The organism is Chryseobacterium sp. 2VB (assembly GCF_005503635.1).
Taxonomy (GTDB): domain Bacteria; phylum Bacteroidota; class Bacteroidia; order Flavobacteriales; family Weeksellaceae; genus Chryseobacterium; species Chryseobacterium cupriresistens.
Window position 1 is genome coordinate 168014 of sequence record NZ_SCNC01000001.1, and the last position, 18798, is coordinate 186811.

The window sequence follows — 18798 nt, forward strand, 5'->3', positions numbered from 1 at the left end:
TATAAGAAAAATAGAGTACAGGATTATGTCATTTTTTTATGTGATAAGGGTCATTATTCATCAGGCAATGAATTTGGAACTTTACATTCATAAATTAAGGATTATGAAGACTTTATTGAATTGGATAACTGTTATTTTCAGTATTACATTTTTCCACGGACAAGATATAAGTGCTGCCAATCAAATAGCAATTGTACTCCGTGATAAAGCTGAACTTACGGAACTGCACTTTCCAAAATCTGTAAACCAGTTTTATCATCAACACGGGTTTGAATATGTCTGGATGAATCCCTCTGTAAAGAAGAGCCTGCTTCAGGATGCCATTCTTTTATTGAAAGATACCGGTAAAAGGGGACTATCTTCCAAAGATTACCATGAGCAGAGTCTTACCCCGGAAATTTTAAATATTGTTGCAGAGCAAACTCAATATACAGATACCAAAGAAAATGCTGTAACTGATATTTTAATGACAGATGCTCTTATTACTTATATCAATTACCTGCACTTTGGAAAATACAATCCTTTTTACAGTTCGTCTTTTATTGATGGTAATAATATAGAAGGTTTTAAGGCAGTAGAGATATTGCATCAGGCATTACAGAAAGATGATTTACAAAAAACAGTTCTGGATGTTCAGCCTGAAATTAAGGAATACGTTGATTTTCAGAATTATCTGAATGTGAATTATGGCGATGGTGTTAAAAGCCGGGAAGAAGAATTTAAAAAGATTGCTATCAATATGGAGCGTTTGCGCTGGATGGACGCAAGCAGAGATACTTATCTGTTGGTGAATATTCCTGCTTATTCCCTGGATTTCGTTCAGAAAGACAGGATACTCCATTATAAGGTGATTGTAGGAAAACCCTCTACGCCAAGTCCTGTTTTAAAGAGTACCGTTGATTATTTTACAACTGCTCCTGACTGGAAAGTTCCTCAAAATATATTCATAAAAGAAATGCTTCCTAAAATAGTAAAAAACAGCCGGTATCTCGAAGATCATCATTATTCACTGTATGACAGATCAGGAAAAGCAATACCTGCTACTTCTTCAAATTTGAAACAAATATATAAAAACCCGTATCAATACAGTATAAGGCAGTCTTCCGGCTGTGATAATGCGCTTGGAGCTGTCGTTTTCAGATTTTCAAACTCCTATGGGGTATACCTTCATGATACCTCTCAGAAACAATTATTTGAAAAGACGCAGCGGGCCTTAAGCCATGGATGCATCCGTGTAGAAAATGCAGGAGACCTGGCTGCCCAGCTGCTGAAATATGATGGAGCTGAAAAAGAGATCCCGCTTATGAAATCTTTTATGGATCGTTATGAAAGAAAAGATTTTGTTTTAAAACATCCGGTTCCTATCATGATTGCTTACCTTACCTGCCTTATCAAAAACGGAAAGCTGGTATTCTATAATGATATTTATAATCTTGATCCTATCCTGGAACGTAAACTTCAATTTTAATAACTAAAATAATGAGAACAATTGTAGTACCCACCGATTTTTCAGAGCCCGCCAGAGCTGCCGCAGAATATGCTCTTCACCTGGCACATACATTAAAAAGTAATATAGAACTGTGTCATGCCTTCCATATACCTGTTGAAGAGCCCATGCTCGGACAGACCGCATGGACTTTATATGAATATCCTGTACTAAAGAAAGAATATGAGGATGAATTGAAGAAAGAGGTAAAAAGTATTGAATATAAAGAAAAGCATTTGTGGGGAGAGGATTCTTTTCCTTTTCATCCTTCCATCTATTATACATGCGAAACAGGAGATCCCATACGGCTGATCAACGATACAGCGGCTAGAAACAGAACATTACTGGTGGTAATGGGAATGAAAGGAGCAAGCAATCTTGCACGGTTTCTTCTGGGGAGCAACAGTATCAAAATGATTGAGCATACTGAATATCCATTACTTCTCATACCGGCAGGATATCAATATCAGGACCTGAAAAAGATTGCATTTGCCACAGATTTGAATATACAGGATATAAAAATATCACATGCGCTGATCAAATTTGCGAAGTATTTCAATGCTGAACTGCTTATAACCCATATCACAGACACCGCTGTTGATCTTATAGATAATACATCCTATCAGCAGAAGAAAGATACTTTTTTTAGAGATCTTGAAGGAAAAATCTGTTATAACTATATTGAAAGCGAGAGCATTGATGCAGGACTGAACATTTTAAAAGAGAAAAGCATTGATATGCTGGTGATGGGTCATCAGCAAAAAAGCTTTATAAGCAGGCTTATTACCGGTAGTCATGCAGCCAGACAAGCTCACGATTTACAGATTCCTTTATTGATTATTCCGGAAGGAGGGCACATCTATTTTTAGATTCCAAAATATTGATAAAAATAATAATTAAAAAATATTTATTTGTTAACATATTACAGTGTTTCATAGAAAATTGATTTAAAATACTTATCTTTAATAAGGGTAAGTATTTATTTTTTATGGAAAGCGCCAGACTCTTACAAGCAATTATAGAAGCAGCAATAGACGGAATTATTACTATTGACAGTCAGGGTAAGATTGAAAATTTGAATCCCTCTGCGTTAAAGATATTTGGGTATAGAGAAGAAGAGTTAATTGGTAAAAATATTTCTGTGTTAATGCCGGAACCCGATCACAGCAGACATGATGGGTATCTTCTGCGCTATCAGCAGACAGGAGAGAAAAAAATAATTGGTAAAGGCAGAGAAGTAAAAGGGCTTAGGAAAGATGGTACCCAGTTTCCATTCAGACTTGCTGTAAGCGAAGTCCAGCTCCAGGACAGGGTTATTTATACCGGGTTTATTCACGACCTCTCTAAAGAGAAAGAAGCTGAGGAATTTCTTAAAAAATACACCGAGGAACTTGAAGACCTGGTTGAAAAGAGAACAAAATCTCTTCAGGAGATGCTAAGTGCTTTGGAAAAAGCAAAAGAAGAAGCGAATCTTTCCCTTGAAAAAGAAAAGGAGCTTAACCGGATGAAAAGCCGTTTTGTATCTATGGCTTCGCATGAATTCCGTACCCCTTTAAGCTCTATGCAGCTTTCTGTCGTTCTAATTGAAAAATACCTTCAGCTTGCTGATCATTCTCAAATCCTGAAACATCTTCATAAAATAAAAAATGCAATTGCTGGTCTCAACGGGATTCTTAATGATTTTCTTTCCCTGGAAAAACTGGAAGCGGGTATGGTAACCCCAACTTATAATGAGTTTGATATTATAAATTTCTCAGAAGAACTTGTGGAAGAAATGCAGCTGATTACCAAAGACAATCAAATTATAATTTATCAGCATACCGGAGTAGAAAATCTTGTCAGTCTGGATCAGAATTTATTAAGAAACTGCCTCATGAATCTGATCAGTAATGCTATAAAGTATTCCGGGGAAAATACACTTATTGAGTTTTGTACGGAAATAAATAAAGAATATTACCTGATGACGGTAAAAGACAATGGAATAGGGATTCCTGAAGATGATCATGCAGGGCTCTTCCAGCCTTTTTTCAGGGCTCATAACATTGGTAATATTCCGGGAACCGGTCTGGGACTAAATATTGTTCTCCGGTATGTTAATCTGATGAACGGGAATATAGATTTTAATAGCGAGCCTGGTAAAGGAACTCAGTTTACGTTGTCTTTTACAAGGAAATAAGTTCATTATGTATGGAAAAAACAAAAATATTGATCATTGAGGATCATGATGACATCCGGGAAAGCACTTCTGAAATTCTGACACTGGCCGGCTATGAGGTTTTGCAGGCAAAAAATGGCAGACAGGGAGTGGAGTTGGCCATCAGATATATACCTGACATTATATTGTGTGATATTATGATGCCGGAGCTCGATGGGTATGGAGTATTATATCTTTTAAGCAAAAGAGAAGAAACTTCATTGATCCCCTTTGTCTTTATTACAGCTAAAGCGGACAGGGCAGAAATACGCAGGGGAATAGAAATGGGGGCGGATGATTATCTGACAAAGCCGTTTGATGATATTGAACTTTTAAATGCAATTGAGAGCAGGCTTAAAAAAAGAGAGCATCAGAAAAAGTCTTATAGCACCAATTGTGATCAGATGAATCATTTGTTCCGATCTGTAAGTGGTCTTGAAGAACTGAAAAAATCTTTTGATGTCCGCAAAATCAAAACTCTCAAAAAGAAACAGATTATATACACTGAAGGTGATACGGCAAATGCTGTGTACCTCATACTTTCCGGGTCGGTAAAAACTACAAAAATGACGGAGGAGGGAAAGGAGCTGATGACATGTGTATATTATCCTGACGAATATTTTGGAATTACCTCATTGTTTACAGGAAGAGAATATAAAGAAACGGCCGAAGTACTTGAAGATGCTGCCTTATGTTCTATTCCCAGAGAAGAGCTGGATCATTTGGTCTGTAAATATCCTGATGTAGCAGAAAAGTTCATTAAAATTCTTGCACAAAATGTTGTCAACCATGAACAGCAGCTTTTACATCTCGCTTATTTTTCAGTAAGAAAAAGAATGGCAGAAATTCTCAGCAGATTATATCAGGTGCATCCGGAGACGGGAAATTTCGAAATTTCCAGGGAGAATCTCGCTTCTATGGCCGGTATGGCTATCGAGACAGTAAGCAGGATTCTCGGAGACTTTAAAGAAGAAGGTCTTATTGATAGAAATGCTGGAAGGATTACAATTTTGGACATTACCCGATTACAGAAGATGAAAAATTAAAATACAGATCATCTTTAATAATGATTTTGCACACGGCTGGCTTTTTTATTCTTCAATACATTTGATGAATGAACAGAAGCTATGAAAGTGATCGCATATAATATAAGTCAGATTGACAAACAATTTCTTGCTTTAGCCAATCATAAAAGACATAAAATTACCATCATCAGCGTTCCGTTGGATGAGGCAACAGTATATTTTGCCCAGGCAAAGGATGTTGTTATCATTACCGGTGACGACTGTTCTGTTTCGTCCTCTATTTTTGAAATTCTTATTTCATTAGGAGTCAGATATATTATAGCATGGCTTAAAGACCCTTTTAAAGATGATGTGCCCGGAATACGGAATGACAGTTTACGATGGACATTTATCAGAAATGCAGATCCGTCCGGTGCCTGGGAAGTTATCAATATTATCAATAGGTGGCAGAAGGATGATGACGATCACAATTAAGTGCAATCACTGTCACGGTTTCTGAATACGTCTTATGGTACCTTTGATATCTAATCAAAAACGGTTATTATGAAAACTTTAACCCAAAAACAATCTGCAGTAAAACTATTAACAGAAGAGTTCTGGAGTAAAAACGAAATTGTTAACCAGCCTGCTAAAATAGAACATTCAGTCAATATCATTGATAAAAACGGAAATTACAAGATACAGGTTAATGCTCCCGGCTTTAAGAAAGATGAATTTAAGATCAAGATAGAAAACGGCATTTTGAACATTCAGGCTTATACATCAGATAAAAAAGAAGAAATTAAAAAAAATTATGTAAGAAAAGAATTTTTAACCTCTTCTCTTGCAAGAAGTTTCAGGCTTCCGGAAGGTATTGATGTCAGTAATATCAAAGCCCATTATAAAAATGGCCGGCTGTACATTAAAATGGGTAAAGCCAATACCGTAAAACAGATGAATAAAAAAGTAAAAGTCCAGTAAATGATATCAAAATGAAAACGATTACTTTAAAATCACTTGGCGGTGCAGAAACAGTTACCGGATCGAAGCATTTATTAAAAACGCCTGAACTTACTATTCTTATTGATTGTGGTCTGTTTCAGGGCGTAAAATACCTTAGAGAGCAAAACTGGGTGCAGCTGGATACCGATGTTTCGGAAATAGACGCCATTATTCTTACCCATGCCCACCTTGATCATTGCGGATATATTCCGCTTATCGTAAAGAATGGGTTTAAAGGTAAAATTTACATGAGCGGTCCTACTAAGGAACTTACAAAACTGATATTACTTGACAGCGCCAAACTTCAGGAAGAAGATGCCGAAAAAGCCAACCGCCATCATTATACAAGACATCATCCGGCAAAACCTCTGTATACGGTAAATGACGCTGAAAGATCTTTTAAGCAGTTTTTTGTGATTAATGAGAATAAGGAAATTAAGCTAAGCGAGCATATAAGCTGTATGTTTAAACCCTGTGGGCATATTATAGGAGCCTGTTCTGTGAGAATTACCTGCTTTGGGAAAATAATAGTTTTCTCAGGAGATATAGGAAGAAATCACAGCGCAGTTTTAGCTCCTCCCGATTTTTTTACACAGGCTGATTTTTTGGTTATGGAATCAACTTACGGAGACAGGCTCCACGAAAATAAAGATTTATCTGATCAGTTGGAATATTGGATTAATAAGACTGTAAAAGACCGGGGAAATATAATTATTCCCTGTTTTGCAGTCGGGCGGGCACAGGAAATCATTTATATCCTTCAGGAACTTAAAGACAGGAATAAAATCCCGGGCAGTATTCCGGTGGTTCTTGATAGTCCTATGGCAGCTGCCGCTACCGAAATTATGGTAAGGTACTCAGATTATACATTAGTCGGGAGACAGCAATGGAATGACATTATTGAAAAGATTTACATAACAGAGGATTATACTGAAACCCAGGAAATAATTGCAGAAAAACAATCAAAAATTGTTATTGCAGGAAGTGGTATGATTACAGGCGGAAGAGTGCTGGAATACCTGAAACACTATATCGGCGACAGCAGAAATACAGTACTTATCGTTGGATTTCAGGCTGAAGGTACCAGGGGCCGGGCATTGTTAAATCAATCTCATGAACTTAAAATGCACGGAAAATACTATGAGGTCAGAGCCCAAATTGCAGAAATTACAGGGTTATCCGCGCATGCAGATCAGTCTGAATTATTGGAATGGATCAGAAAATATAAAATTCCTCCAAAGCAGGTCATGCTTGTCCATGGTGAGCTGTCTGCATTGGAAGCCCTGAGGGTAAAAATCCAGACGGAGCTTCAGGTTCCGGTTAAGATTCTTAAAAAAGATGAAGAAAGTATTTTAGAACAAGTGGAATAGGAATTTGTTATTTTAAATGATAAACTGCATTGCCACAGAAGCGGCGGCCATAAAAACAAAAGTGCTTTTAAATTCTCCCATAATACTTTCACTTGCTGATTCTTAAAGATATGAAAAAAATCTGTCGAATCTGAAGAAAAGGCAGAGGTTTGCCGCGTACACCAATACCGAACCTGATAAAAAATATTACGGTGAAATCCTTTTGATAAGCAAAACAATCAGTAAATTTAGTATCATATCCATTTCGTATGAATTACAATATACCGGAAAATTTGAAAGGGCTTACAGAATCCGAAGTAACCGCTTCCAGAAAAAAATACGGATATAACCGTCTCGAAGCGGTTAAGAAAGAATCCTGGACAGATCTTCTTCTCAACATCCTCAAAGAGCCGATGCTGATTCTTCTTATATGTGTTTCCTTCATTTATGTGCTTACAGGAGATTATGGCGAGGCTTTCTTTATGTTTGCTGCTATTGTTGGAGTTACTGCAATTTCTTTTTACCAGGATAACCGGAGCAAAAAGGCACTGGAAGAACTTGAAAAATTGAATGAACCTTTAAGTAAGGTCATCAGGGATTCAAAGATTATAGATATTCCTACTTTTGAGATAGCAGTCGGAGATCTGTGCATTACCGAAGAAGGAAACCTCATCAATGCGGACGGAAGAATCGTTCACAGTAACGATTTTTCTGTCAATGAATCATCCCTTACGGGCGAGAGCTTTTCTGTTTTCAAGGACAGCAGATCCGAAGATAACAGAGTCTACAGCGGAACAATCACTGTGTCCGGACTTGCCGTTTTTGAGGTGGAAAATATAAGAAAAGAAACTAAAGTAGGAAAAATAGGACAGTCCATACTCAATATAAAAGCAGAAATATCTCCTTTACAGCTTCAGATCCGGAACTTTGTAAAGGGAATGGCTGTTATCGGAATCATTATCTTTCTTGCAGTATGCATCTTCAGTTTTGTTAAAACAGGAGATTTTGTGACCAGCTTACTCAGCGGACTCACATTGGCAATGTCTGTTCTTCCTGAAGAAATTCCCGTAGCCTTTACAACTTTTATGGCTTTGGGGGCATGGAAACTGATGCGGGAAGGAATTATTATTAAACGAAGCAGTATCGTAGAAACCATGGGAAGCGTTTCCGTAATCTGTACTGACAAGACAGGTACGATTACTGAAAACTCCATGAAGTTGAAACATCTTTATGACTACCGTTCCGACAAGATTTATGAAGAGCCGGAGTTTGGAATAACAGCGCTGCAGGAGCTTATTGATTATGCGATGTGGAGTAGTGAGCCCGTACCTTTTGATCCCATGGAAATAACACTGCATAAGGTCTACGAACAGAATCGTAAGCCTGATCAAAGAAAAGACTATCAGCTGTTTCATGAGTACCCGTTGGAAGGTAAACCTCCGATGATGACCCATCTTTTTGAAAATGAGCACAAAGACAGAATTATAGCCGCTAAAGGAGCTCCGGAAGCCATTATCAGTGTTTCCAGTCTTTCAGAAGAAGAAAAAAACAAAATTAGAAAGTTAATAAAGAATTTCGGAGAACAGGGATTCAGGGTTCTCGGTGTTGCCAGATCTCATTTTGAAGGAAATGATTTCCCGAATAAACAGCAGGATTTTAAATTTGACTTTCTAGGATTGACCGTATTTTACGATCCTCCCAAAAAAGGAATAAAAGAAGTATTTAAACATATTTACGACGCCGGTATTCAGGTAAAAGTCATTACAGGAGATAATGCAGATACTACTAAAGCCATTGCATTGCAGGCAGGAATAGTAAATAATACTCCGCCCGTTAATGGAAGTGAAATAGCCGCGTGTTCAGAATCAGATCTTATAAAACTTTCTGAAGAGACTACTTTGTTTACAAGAATGTTTCCGGAAGCAAAGCTCGAAGTGGTTTTTTCCTTGAAAGAGCAGGGCCATGTAGTGGCCATGCTGGGGGACGGTGTGAATGATGGCCCTGCTTTAAAAGCAGCTCATATTGGGGTGGCAATGGGAAATAAAGGAACTGAAATTGCCAAATCAGCCGCAGCACTGGTCATCACCAATGACGATCTGGATAAGCTTGTAATTGGGGTTGCTGCAGGAAGAAGAATTTATGCCAATATAAAAAAAGCGGTCCAGTATATTATTTCTATTCATATTCCTATTATACTCACCGTTTCTTTGCCTTTATTTCTGGGCTGGGTATTTCCCCATATTTTTACTCCGGTGCATGTGATTTTTCTGGAACTGGTTATGGGGCCGACGTGTTCCATTGTTTATGAGAATGAGCCAATGGAAAAAAATGCGATGCAAAGGCCTCCGAGAGCATTGACAGATACTTTTCTGAACTGGAGAGAACTCACAATAAGCATTATTCAGGGGATCATCATTACCGTAGGGATATTATGGCTGTATCAGTACTCTGTCAGTCATGGAAATGGTGAAGCTAAAACCAGAGCATTGGTTTTCACTACGCTTATATTTTCCAATATACTGCTAAGTCTGGTGAATCGTTCTTTCTATTACAGCATGTTGGAGTGTTTTAAGAACCGAAACGTCCTGCTTGCCGGGATTTCTGTATTGGTTGTAATTTTCCTTCTGATTATTCTCTATGTAGGTCCTGTTTCCGGGTTTTTCAGTGTAACCGCTCTCAATGTAGAAGAGCTTGGACTGGCACTGCTCACTGCTTCAGTTTCCGTACTGTGGTTTGAGGTTTATAAATTCATAAAAAGGCTTTATTTTAGGAAGTAATCAATATGGAAAAATAATTATCCATAATAAGTATATATAATTTTGATTCGTATGCCGGAAATCAGATATGGACACTATAGAAAGTCTGTAAGGATGAGTACGGATATTATTTCTCTGAATCTCAGATTCAGGTAGCAGAGGAATATACTAATAAACTTAAACTGTTTGAGTGCTTTTCAACATCAAACAAAATTGAGAATTATTACCAACAATATCTACACTACTGAAATTTTATATCTACAGAATTACTTTGTTATTACCTTAATGATCATTGTAGATTTGTTCCATATCAAGTACTAATGAAACCTTGCAGCTTACGTTGAAAACAATTAAAAAAATTATACATTACTAAACGTCCATATATTAATAAAAAAATAACATATTTTATGTTATATTGATTTGATTTTTTCCCCAGAGGGATCCGGGGATTTTTCTTTTCATAATTTAGGGTAAAAATCAGCTATAGAAGTAAAAGAAATTGCTTTTTAGCAAATTAATGACCGGAAATGGTAAGATGTTAGGAATTGATTTTTAATAAAACTACGATGCCCGGGAAATCATTTTCACTTACTCTCCAAAATTTACGTTAAACTTTTGAGCTGGCCGCAAAAGCATTACAAGTATAAAAATTTTATTTTTTAATCGAATATCTCACATATTCAAGTTTTTTTTAAAATAAACACCAATGGAGAAAGATGATATACAAAGTAAACTTTTATAAAATTGATAAACCCATCTTTAACACTTTAATTGTACTCATTTTCCAATATCTGCTGACAAATTTTTAAATTAATTTGTTAATGTTATAAAATGATCTATTTTTAGTATTTTATTGCCAAAATACGATTAAATGCCAAAAAAAATTATTAGAAATCTTCAAATTGGAGTAGTAATTTCTTTGATGCTTCTGATTGCTAGTTCCATAGCATCTTATATCAGCATACATAAGCAGATGGAGAATAGGAAAGAGTTATTAAAAAATAAGGAATCTATAAGCTTAGCAAAAGATATCTTAAGTACTCTTTTAAATGCTGAAACTGGAAACCGGGGATATCAGCTTACCGGGAAGGAGAATTTTCTTGAACCTTTCAATAAAAGTAAGAATGAATATCCGCAGTTTGTCTCTCACAAAGATAGGCTTAATCTTAGAGATAAAGATCAGATTAATATCCTAAATGAACTGCTGTATACTTCAGAGGTGTTGATGAAAGAATATGCCTTGCTAATTGAGAATCGTAAAAAAGGAATTGTAATGAGTCCGGCAGAACTTGTACAAAACAAGGAGGCTATGGATAGATGCCGCATGCTCGTTCAGAAATTTGTAAAACTTGAGGAATTTCAACTTGCCATAAAAAATGAAGATCTGAACAAATCTTCCAATCGGACTGTTTTATTCATCATCTTTTCTGCTGTTGCAGCTATCGGTGTAACCCTTTTTGTCTATATACAACTAAAATCTGATCTTATCCGGCGTGGTAAATTAGAAAACGATCTGTTTTACACTAAGGAAATGCTTGAGGAAACAGGCTCAGTAGCCCAGGTGGGAGGCTGGGAAGCTAATATGAAGACGGGAAAGCTTTTCTGGTCTCAAAGTACAAGAGAAATTCACAAAATAGAAAATAATTTCCAGCCTACTTTTGAAAATGCCCTTGGATTTTACAAAGGAAAAAGCGGGGATAGAATAAAATATCTTTTTAACAGGGCAATACAACAAGGAATTCCTTTTGATGAGGAGCTTCAGCTGTTGCGTAATGATGGCGCTACGATCTGGGTAAGAGTAAAAGGCATTCCCGAATTTGAAGGTGATAGTTGTAAAAGAGTTTTCGGAATCATTCAGGACATTGATGCCTTCAAAAAAATGTTTCTTGAAGTTACCCGAAAGGAGGCTATAATGCAGTCTTTTGCCACTGATGTTCCTGTTCCTTTGGCCATGTTTGATAAAGACCTTAATTATGTTGCTGTAAGCAGCAGATGGAGAGAGGAATTTAATATGAATGATATAGATCTTATCGGTAATAATCTTTTCACAATATCACCTAATATTCCCGAAGAAGGAAAAGAGATCTATAAGAATGCGCTGTTGGGAAAAACGTACATCAACGGTGATTTTACGTTAAAGGTGGAAGGAAAAGAAGAAATTCAGCATTACGACCTTAAAGTGGGACCTTGGTATCTTACAAAAGATGAAGTAGGCGGTGTCATTATTTCCATACAGAATATTACCAATGCTGTTAAGATCAATGAAGAACTGAAAAATGCCAAAGAAACAGCAGATACAGCCAGCCAAGCAAAATCCGAATTTCTTGCCAATATGAGTCATGAGATCAGGACTCCTTTAAACGGAGTTATAGGTTTTTCAGACCTTCTTCTCACGACACCGCTGAATGAAACACAGATGCAATATCTGAATTACATCAATGAGTCTGGGGAAAATCTTCTTAGCATCATCAATGATATATTGGATTTTTCTAAAATAGAATCAGGAAAAATGGAGCTCTTGATTGAAAAATGTGATGTTTATGATATGTTGAGCCAGGTGATCAATGTTATCCTTTACCAGTCGCAGAAAAAAGATATTGAACTTCTGCTCAATATTGAGCCGGGTCTTCCCAAAATACTTTTTATGGATGAAGCAAGGTTAAAACAGATCCTGATTAACCTTCTCGGGAATGCTGTGAAGTTCACAGAAAAGGGAGAGATTGAGCTGAAAGTTGAGAAATTGCGCATGGATGATCGTACTATTGCTTTGCGCTTCTCAGTAAGAGATACTGGGATTGGCATCCCTATTGAGAAACAAAAATATATTTTTAATGCCTTTACACAGGAAAACAGTTCCATTAGTAAACAATATGGTGGCACGGGTCTGGGACTTACGATTTCAAACAATATCCTGGGATATATGGGAAGCCATTTGTCGCTGAGCAGCGTAAAGGAAAAAGGGTCTGTATTTTTCTTTGACATTGAGATTCCTTATGAGATCCCTCCATTGAGAGACGAAGAGGAGATAACTATTAAAACAGCCTTAGTGGTTGATGATAATGAAACCAACAGGATCATTCTTGAGCATATGCTTACCTATAAAAATATCAAGTCTACCTTGGCTTCTAATGGGATGGAAGCCTTAGAGATCCTGTTGAAAGGTGAGCGGTTCGATGTGATCCTGATGGATTATCATATGCCTGTTATGTCCGGATTGGAAACAATAGATAAAATAACAGGACTGTTCAATCAGCGAAATGAGACTTCTCCATTTATAGTACTTTCTTCTTCTTCTGAAGAACTGGGCATACTTAGTTCAGTTAGAAAAATAGAAAATGCACATTTATTATTGAAACCCATCAAATCTCATGATCTATACAAAACCTTAAAAAAGGTAGACCAAAGTTATACAGTAAAAATTAATAAGGATCAGTCTGAGAAAACTTCGCATGTATTTGATTCGGAATTAGAAGTGCTTTTGGTTGATGATAACGTAGTGAATATGGTCCTGAATAATAGAATAATGAGATCTCTTGCACCTGGTATACATCTAACGGAAGCCGTTAATGGGCTGCAGGCTTTGGAAGAATGTAGGAAAAAACAGTTTTCCATTATTATGATGGATGTACAGATGCCGGTAATGAGCGGTATTGAGGCAACACGAAATATTAGAATGCTTCCGGGATATGAACATATACCTATCATAGGTGTTACAGCTGGAAATGTGCTGGGTGAAAAAGAAAAGTGCCTTGAAGCCGGAATGAATGATTTCCTTCCCAAACCTGTAAAGCAGGCGGACCTTCTTGAAGTACTCAAAAAATATATTATCGTTTAGAATTGATGAAAAAACAGGACTTGATTTCTTCTTAAAATAGAAAGAAAATAAGATAATGTATCTTATTTAGTTAGTGCTGTTTGGCAAATTTGTGGCCTCACCAGGAATCGAACCTGGATCTAAAGTTTAGGAAACTTCTATTCTATCCATTGAACTATGAGGCCTTGATTTGATTCATAAAAATACAAATTATTTAATTTTAATAATCAACAATTAATGCAGAGAATGGAGACTAGGGCAAAGATGTTTGTACCGTTTTGTACCTGTTGAATAGTAAATATGCGAAAATGCTTGTATAAAAGGTATATGGATAAAAGAATCTGCCCTTTAGAGGCAGATCCAGTAGATAAATACATCTCATTTTTTTAATTAGACAACAATAAAAAGCACAGCCGACAATGCTGTGCTTAAATTTTTATTTCAAATTTAATTGCAATTTCAAGAGTAGTAAGAAAAGCAAATAAAGTTTCCACTTCGATGTTTATTACATAGTAAATGTAGTAATTATTTTAATACGAAAAATGAATTAAATGTTAAAATTCACAAGTTATCCACATTTTTTTGTGGATAAGTCTGAAACTAATTTAAAATCCAGGCTTTAGCAGTCTCCAGATCCATATCGTGGCCTTCTTTGGATTCTACCGGAACGTCCGGATCAATTTTCCCGTAGTAGACTTTCCCGTTTCGGTCCATTTCATAAGAAGAAGCCAGAGCAAAGCTTTTACCATCGCTTAACGGATAAATACTATTGGCCGAAGTATAGCCCGCAGATGGTTTTCCAAAGAGTTTTACATTGCTTTTTCCAATAAATGCAATTGTTGTAGCTTCTCCTGAACTGGCGGTGTTTGGACCTATCAGAACTGCAATTTTAGATTGTCCGCTTTTAAGATTATAAGGTTCTGTAATTTTATTGGAACCAAACTTCCTGTCTTTATAAATCCATGGAGTTTTTTTATCCTTATATACAAAATATCCCAAAGTTCCTTCTCCAATCAGACTTCCGAGACCTCCGATCATAGGATACATATTTCCTCCTGTATTGCCTCTCAGATCTACAATCCAGCCTTTAATCGTATTTTCAGAGTCCAGCTTTTTAATCATATTGTGGATCTGCAGGGCAAAATCATTTCCAACTTCTGTGTTGACGGAACCAAAGCCGGGAACAGAAATATAGCCAATATTCTGATCAATCAGTCTGGAATCAGGCTTTGCCTCATTGGTGTTGCTTTTCTTCTGCTTTTCTGAACGTTCTTTGCCGGAAATAAATGAATGATTATCACCGGCCTGTCTTAGATTTTGTATAATATAGCTCAATGCAGGGTCTGTATCATCTATGGTTTTCATGCCTTTTGAAAGATATTGAAGGTTGGTTTCAATATTTTTCCAGTCCAGTTGATCTGAAAAGATTGAATTCTTTTTCACAATATCTTTAAACTCCTGAATGTATTTTGCAGATTTTTTCGAAGGTTCTTCATTTGAAAATGCAATTCTGTTCAGTTCAAAGTGATCAAACCAAACCGTTCCGTTTCCTGAGAATACGCCTCCAAGAAGAAGGCTTTTTACATTTTTATCAACAGTGAAAATTAAAGAATATTTTGTCCAGTCTTTATTCAATGCAATGGACTTTTGTTGTGACTCTGAATTTCCAAAGTCAATCATCTGCCCCTTCTCATCCTTCACCTGTGTCCATAGATTGATTTTCCCATTGGTGTTCTCAGATTTTACATAGGCACTGATTTCTATTTTTTGCAATTGCTGAATATCAAGAGGTATTTTTTGAGAAAAAGATTGAAAGTCTTTGGAATGATCAGCCTTCCCTATAAGCTGCATAGAGGCTTTTCCTCCAAAATATTGGGTATAATCTACTTTTCCTTCGTACGAATCTGCTTTTTTTATATTCCAGTGATTGGGTAATCCATCGGTCATGTTCTCAAAACCGGCATTTTGTATCTGAGCTTGCACTGAGCAGAATAGAAATGCTGCTATAATCGTGAAGGACAATTTTTTCATAGTTATTAATTTTGGCTAAAATAAAAAACTTGCCAACAACTTTATACTTATTAACAAAATTTTAGTAATGGTTTAGAAGGATTAACATTTTACCATCAAAAAGGAGCTACAAAAAGACAGGACCGATTGTAGCTCATGAATTGTTTATGTGGCAGAATAAAAAAATGTTCTCAGTTCATCTGCAAATATATGAGGCAATTCCAAGGCGGCAAAATGGCCTCCTTCATTCATCTTTTTAAAGCTGGTGACATTCACAAAACGTTCTGCCCATTCTTTCGGAAACTGAGCTTCACGGGGAAATACAAGTACTCCTGCAGGAACATTGCTCTTTTGATGCGCATGTGTTCCGCTCCATAAAGCGGCTGCATCTTCCTTATACATTCTGGCAGAAGAACCAATGGTTTGGGTCACCCAATAAATCATAATATTGGTGAGCAACTCATCTTTTCCGCCAAATGCCGTTTCAATTAATTCAGGCGATGCACCCGCATTGATAAAACTTATAATCCAGCCTGCCAATCCAACAGGAGAATCATTAAGACCATAGGCCAGAGATTGAGGTTTGGTAGACTGTACCATGGCGTAAGCTCCTTCACTGTACCACCAGCGCTGGACAAACTGAGCAAATGCCCGCTCATCTTCACTCATTGTAGCAGGGTCTTCCTGACCGGTGGGGTAACCTACATCTGTAAGGTGAACAGCTTCCAGGGCTTCAGGATATTTTGAAGTCAATGCCTTTACGACTCCCATTCCGATATCTCCTCCGGCAGCACAGAATTTTTCATAACCTAGGACTTCAGTCATCAGTTGTTTCCACAGATCTGCCACCTTCTCACTGCTGACCGCTGTTTTATCAGAAAAGCCAAACCCCGGAACGGAAGGAATAACCAGATCAAAACTCTGTTCGCCTTCCGTAAGCAGTGGAATAATTTTATGAAAGCGGTAATAGCTGTCCGGCCAGCCATGGGTAAGGATCAGCGGTTTAGGATTTGATCCTTTTCCTCTGATGTATTGAAAATGAATTAAAATTCCGTCAATCCGGGTGACATACTGTGGATGCTGATTCAATTGCTGTTCGTGCATCTTCCAGTCATAATCATTGATCCAATAGCGGGTAAGTTCTTTCAGGTATGTTTCACTGGTGCCGTAGTTCCAGCCGGAACCTTCCGGTTCTCCCGGCCAGCGGACATTTTGCAGCCGGTTTTTAAGATCGGTTATAACCGATTCGGGGATGTTTACTGTAAATGGTTCCATATTATGATATTTTATTGGGTGTAAGTTTGTTTTAAGGAAAATACTGACAGTAAGATAGTTATCAAAGTTAAAAACTTTCTCTTTTAATACATGTTGTCAAAATCATAAATTTTTGATTTTTTTTGAGGGAAAAATGTAACTTTAATTCATTAAAATCTCGTAATACATATTACTGTGGGTCGGGTTATTTTTTCAGCCTGAACATCTTAGGTTCAATTTTCTGAGCCCTATACATTCATTATATCATATCTAAAGCAAAAACAATGTGTTATTTGCTGTGTCAATGGTCATTAGTGGTTATTCTGCTTTTGATTATTGATATTTAATATAAAAAAATCATATGAAAACTTATAAAATTGCCGTAATCGGCGGTACAGGAAAATCGGGACAATATCTGGTCCGAAAATTACTGGAGAAAGGATATTCTCTAAAGCTTTTGTTAAGACACCCTGAAAATTTTGCTCTTCAAAACCCATTGATAGAAATGATAAAAGGAGATGCAAGGGATGAAACAGCAATCTGTAATTTAATTGAGGGAACTGATCTTGTCATGAGTACTTTGGGACAGCCAAAAGGAGAGAAGTCTATCTTCAGTGATGCTGCCAAAAATATCATCAAAGCAATGAATCATTATGGGGGTAAGCGTTATATTGTAACGACTGGTCTCAGTGTAAATACAGCATCTGATCATAAAAGTGAGCGGGTAAAAATGGCTACAGACTGGATGTATCAGAACTATCCTGAGACAACCGCTGATAAGCAGAAAGAGTATGAACTTCTTCTGGAAAGTGACCTCGCCTGGACGTTAGTAAGATTACCACTGATTCACCTTACAGAGGAAAACTTTCCAATCGAAACAAATCTTACAGATTGTAAAGGCGAAGGCATCAATGCAGGAGATCTGGCTGAGTTTCTGGTTTCTCAGATTGAAAATTCTGAGTATATCAGGGAAAGTCCGTTTTTGTATAATCTGAAAGAGTAACTATTTTATTAATAAACAGAAACAGCTGTCACAATTTTGTCATTCTGAATGAAACGAAGTGTAATGAAGAATCTCATATCATTGGTTATTAATGGAATTCTTCCTTCGTCAGAATGACAATTGTGGCAGTTTTTTATTGGGCATTAAGGTTTTCTATTTCTTACGGCCATACATCAGGATGCGCTTAAATGCATAGATAGCCGGATATTTTGTAAACCTTTTTGCAATACGCGATTTAAATTCGGAGATGAATTGTTCTTTCTGTTCTCCTTCCAGACGCTCTAAATAAGGTAACAATGCTGTTCCTGAAATAAAGATGTATAAAGCCTCGTGATCATCCGCAATAATAGGATAAACCTTCTGAAATATTTCAATATCCTGAATTCCGTTATCAAATAATATCTGGGCATAATCGTCCATTGAAAGCACTGGTGAATCACGGTTAAAATGATTTAACTGGGATGCGTAGGGTTCTTCACCTGCCATTTCTGTTAAAATCTGATTGAGGATATTTTCTTTCTGAACGGGCATTTGTATTGCTAACTGTCCATTCTCTGAAAGTAATCCAATGATTTTAGGAAATAAAGTTTCGTGATCATCAGCCCACTGTAAAGCGGCATTACTGAAGACAAGATCCCATTTCTCGTCAGACTGCGCTGTTTCTTCAATGCTCTGAAGCTTAAAGTGTAAATGATCGTTTTCATATTTCTTCGATTTTTCAAGCATTTCTGCTGATGAATCAATTCCTAAGAATGTAGAGCCTGTCAGTTTTTCCGTAAGAATAGAGGTCTGTTCTCCGGTTCCACAGCCTAAGTCAATAGCTTTTATATTGTTTTCAGGCTTGATTAACGCTGCTAAATCATAAAATGGCTTATAACGTACATCTTTGTACTGATCATATAATTCGGGATTCCAGGGCATAAATA

The 18798-nt window shown here is 36.8% G+C and carries 13 protein-coding genes and 1 tRNA gene; 10 read left to right on the forward strand and 4 right to left on the reverse strand.

Going from position 1 to position 18798, the window contains the following annotated elements; genetic code table 11:
* Window positions 1-103 precede the first annotated feature (103 nt).
* The 9 genes from FFS26_RS00765 (at window position 104) to FFS26_RS00810 (ending at window position 13626) form a co-directional block, all read left to right on the forward strand.
* Window positions 104-1468, forward strand: coding sequence for a L,D-transpeptidase family protein (locus tag FFS26_RS00765; RefSeq protein ID WP_137904016.1), 1365 nt, complete (start codon window positions 104-106; stop codon window positions 1466-1468).
* An 11-nt stretch (window positions 1469-1479) separates the two neighbouring features.
* Complete coding sequence (locus FFS26_RS00770) at window positions 1480-2355, forward strand: universal stress protein (protein WP_110008724.1); 876 nt, start codon at window positions 1480-1482, stop codon at window positions 2353-2355.
* A 119-nt stretch (window positions 2356-2474) separates the two neighbouring features.
* Window positions 2475-3662 carry a PAS domain-containing sensor histidine kinase gene (locus tag FFS26_RS00775; RefSeq protein ID WP_110008725.1) on the forward strand — a complete coding sequence of 396 codons (1188 nt, stop codon included), beginning with the start codon at window positions 2475-2477 and terminating at the stop codon, window positions 3660-3662.
* 11 nt (window positions 3663-3673) lie between these two features.
* Window positions 3674-4726, forward strand: coding sequence for a response regulator (locus tag FFS26_RS00780; RefSeq protein WP_137904017.1), 1053 nt, complete (start codon window positions 3674-3676; stop codon window positions 4724-4726).
* Window positions 4727-4807: 81 nt separating this feature from the next.
* Window positions 4808-5179 carry a hypothetical protein gene (locus FFS26_RS00785; RefSeq protein WP_137904018.1) on the forward strand — a complete coding sequence of 124 codons (372 nt, stop codon included), beginning with the start codon at window positions 4808-4810 and terminating at the stop codon, window positions 5177-5179.
* Between the two features lie 69 nt (window positions 5180-5248).
* Window positions 5249-5665 (forward strand): Hsp20/alpha crystallin family protein, encoded by a 417-nt coding sequence (locus FFS26_RS00790; protein WP_137904019.1) that lies wholly within the window; start codon window positions 5249-5251, stop codon window positions 5663-5665.
* A gap of 11 nt (window positions 5666-5676) precedes the next feature.
* On the forward strand, window positions 5677-7056 hold the full coding sequence (locus tag FFS26_RS00795; protein ID WP_137904020.1) for an MBL fold metallo-hydrolase RNA specificity domain-containing protein: 1380 nt from the start codon (window positions 5677-5679) through the stop codon (window positions 7054-7056).
* Window positions 7057-7304: 248 nt separating this feature from the next.
* On the forward strand, window positions 7305-9812 hold the full coding sequence (locus FFS26_RS00805; RefSeq protein WP_137904021.1) for a cation-translocating P-type ATPase: 2508 nt from the start codon (window positions 7305-7307) through the stop codon (window positions 9810-9812).
* A gap of 850 nt (window positions 9813-10662) precedes the next feature.
* Window positions 10663-13626 carry a response regulator gene (locus FFS26_RS00810; protein ID WP_137904022.1) on the forward strand — a complete coding sequence of 988 codons (2964 nt, stop codon included), beginning with the start codon at window positions 10663-10665 and terminating at the stop codon, window positions 13624-13626.
* 92 nt (window positions 13627-13718) lie between these two features.
* Here the strand turns inward: FFS26_RS00810 and FFS26_RS00815 are convergent.
* The 3 genes from FFS26_RS00815 to FFS26_RS00825 all read right to left on the reverse strand — a co-directional run bounded on the left by FFS26_RS00815 (window position 13719) and on the right by FFS26_RS00825 (window position 16890).
* A tRNA-Arg gene (locus FFS26_RS00815) sits at window positions 13719-13790 on the reverse strand.
* Window positions 13791-14205: 415 nt separating this feature from the next.
* Window positions 14206-15636 carry a S41 family peptidase gene (locus tag FFS26_RS00820; RefSeq protein ID WP_137904023.1) on the reverse strand — a complete coding sequence of 477 codons (1431 nt, stop codon included), beginning with the start codon at window positions 15634-15636 and terminating at the stop codon, window positions 14206-14208.
* Window positions 15637-15780: 144 nt separating this feature from the next.
* Window positions 15781-16890, reverse strand: a complete 1110-nt coding sequence (locus FFS26_RS00825) for an epoxide hydrolase family protein (protein WP_110008733.1) — start codon at window positions 16888-16890, stop codon at window positions 15781-15783.
* 340 nt (window positions 16891-17230) lie between these two features.
* Here FFS26_RS00825 and FFS26_RS00830 point away from each other — a divergent pair, with 340 nt between their 5' ends.
* Window positions 17231-17872 (forward strand): NAD(P)-dependent oxidoreductase, encoded by a 642-nt coding sequence (locus FFS26_RS00830; RefSeq protein WP_137904024.1) that lies wholly within the window; start codon window positions 17231-17233, stop codon window positions 17870-17872.
* A gap of 153 nt (window positions 17873-18025) precedes the next feature.
* Here FFS26_RS00830 and FFS26_RS00835 read toward each other — a convergent pair whose 3' ends face one another.
* Window positions 18026-18793, reverse strand: a complete 768-nt coding sequence (locus tag FFS26_RS00835) for a methyltransferase domain-containing protein (protein WP_110008735.1) — start codon at window positions 18791-18793, stop codon at window positions 18026-18028.
* Window positions 18794-18798: the final 5 nt, after the last annotated feature.

Bases quoted from the DNA above. Each gene is read 5' to 3' on its own strand.
- FFS26_RS00765 (WP_137904016.1), top strand. From the start codon at position 104: ATGAAGACTTTATTGAATTGGATAACTGTTATTTTCAGTATTACATTT.
- FFS26_RS00770 (WP_110008724.1), top strand. From the start codon at position 1,480: ATGAGAACAATTGTAGTACCCACCGATTTTTCAGAGCCCGCCAGAGCT.
- FFS26_RS00775 (WP_110008725.1), top strand. From the start codon at position 2,475: ATGGAAAGCGCCAGACTCTTACAAGCAATTATAGAAGCAGCAATAGAC.
- FFS26_RS00780 (WP_137904017.1), top strand. From the start codon at position 3,674: ATGGAAAAAACAAAAATATTGATCATTGAGGATCATGATGACATCCGG.
- FFS26_RS00785 (WP_137904018.1), top strand. From the start codon at position 4,808: ATGAAAGTGATCGCATATAATATAAGTCAGATTGACAAACAATTTCTT.
- FFS26_RS00790 (WP_137904019.1), top strand. From the start codon at position 5,249: ATGAAAACTTTAACCCAAAAACAATCTGCAGTAAAACTATTAACAGAA.
- FFS26_RS00795 (WP_137904020.1), top strand. From the start codon at position 5,677: ATGAAAACGATTACTTTAAAATCACTTGGCGGTGCAGAAACAGTTACC.
- FFS26_RS00805 (WP_137904021.1), top strand. From the start codon at position 7,305: ATGAATTACAATATACCGGAAAATTTGAAAGGGCTTACAGAATCCGAA.
- FFS26_RS00810 (WP_137904022.1), top strand. From the start codon at position 10,663: ATGCCAAAAAAAATTATTAGAAATCTTCAAATTGGAGTAGTAATTTCT.
- FFS26_RS00820 (WP_137904023.1), bottom strand. From the start codon at position 15,636: ATGAAAAAATTGTCCTTCACGATTATAGCAGCATTTCTATTCTGCTCA.
- FFS26_RS00825 (WP_110008733.1), bottom strand. From the start codon at position 16,890: ATGGAACCATTTACAGTAAACATCCCCGAATCGGTTATAACCGATCTT.
- FFS26_RS00830 (WP_137904024.1), top strand. From the start codon at position 17,231: ATGAAAACTTATAAAATTGCCGTAATCGGCGGTACAGGAAAATCGGGA.
- FFS26_RS00835 (WP_110008735.1), bottom strand. From the start codon at position 18,793: ATGCCCTGGAATCCCGAATTATATGATCAGTACAAAGATGTACGTTAT.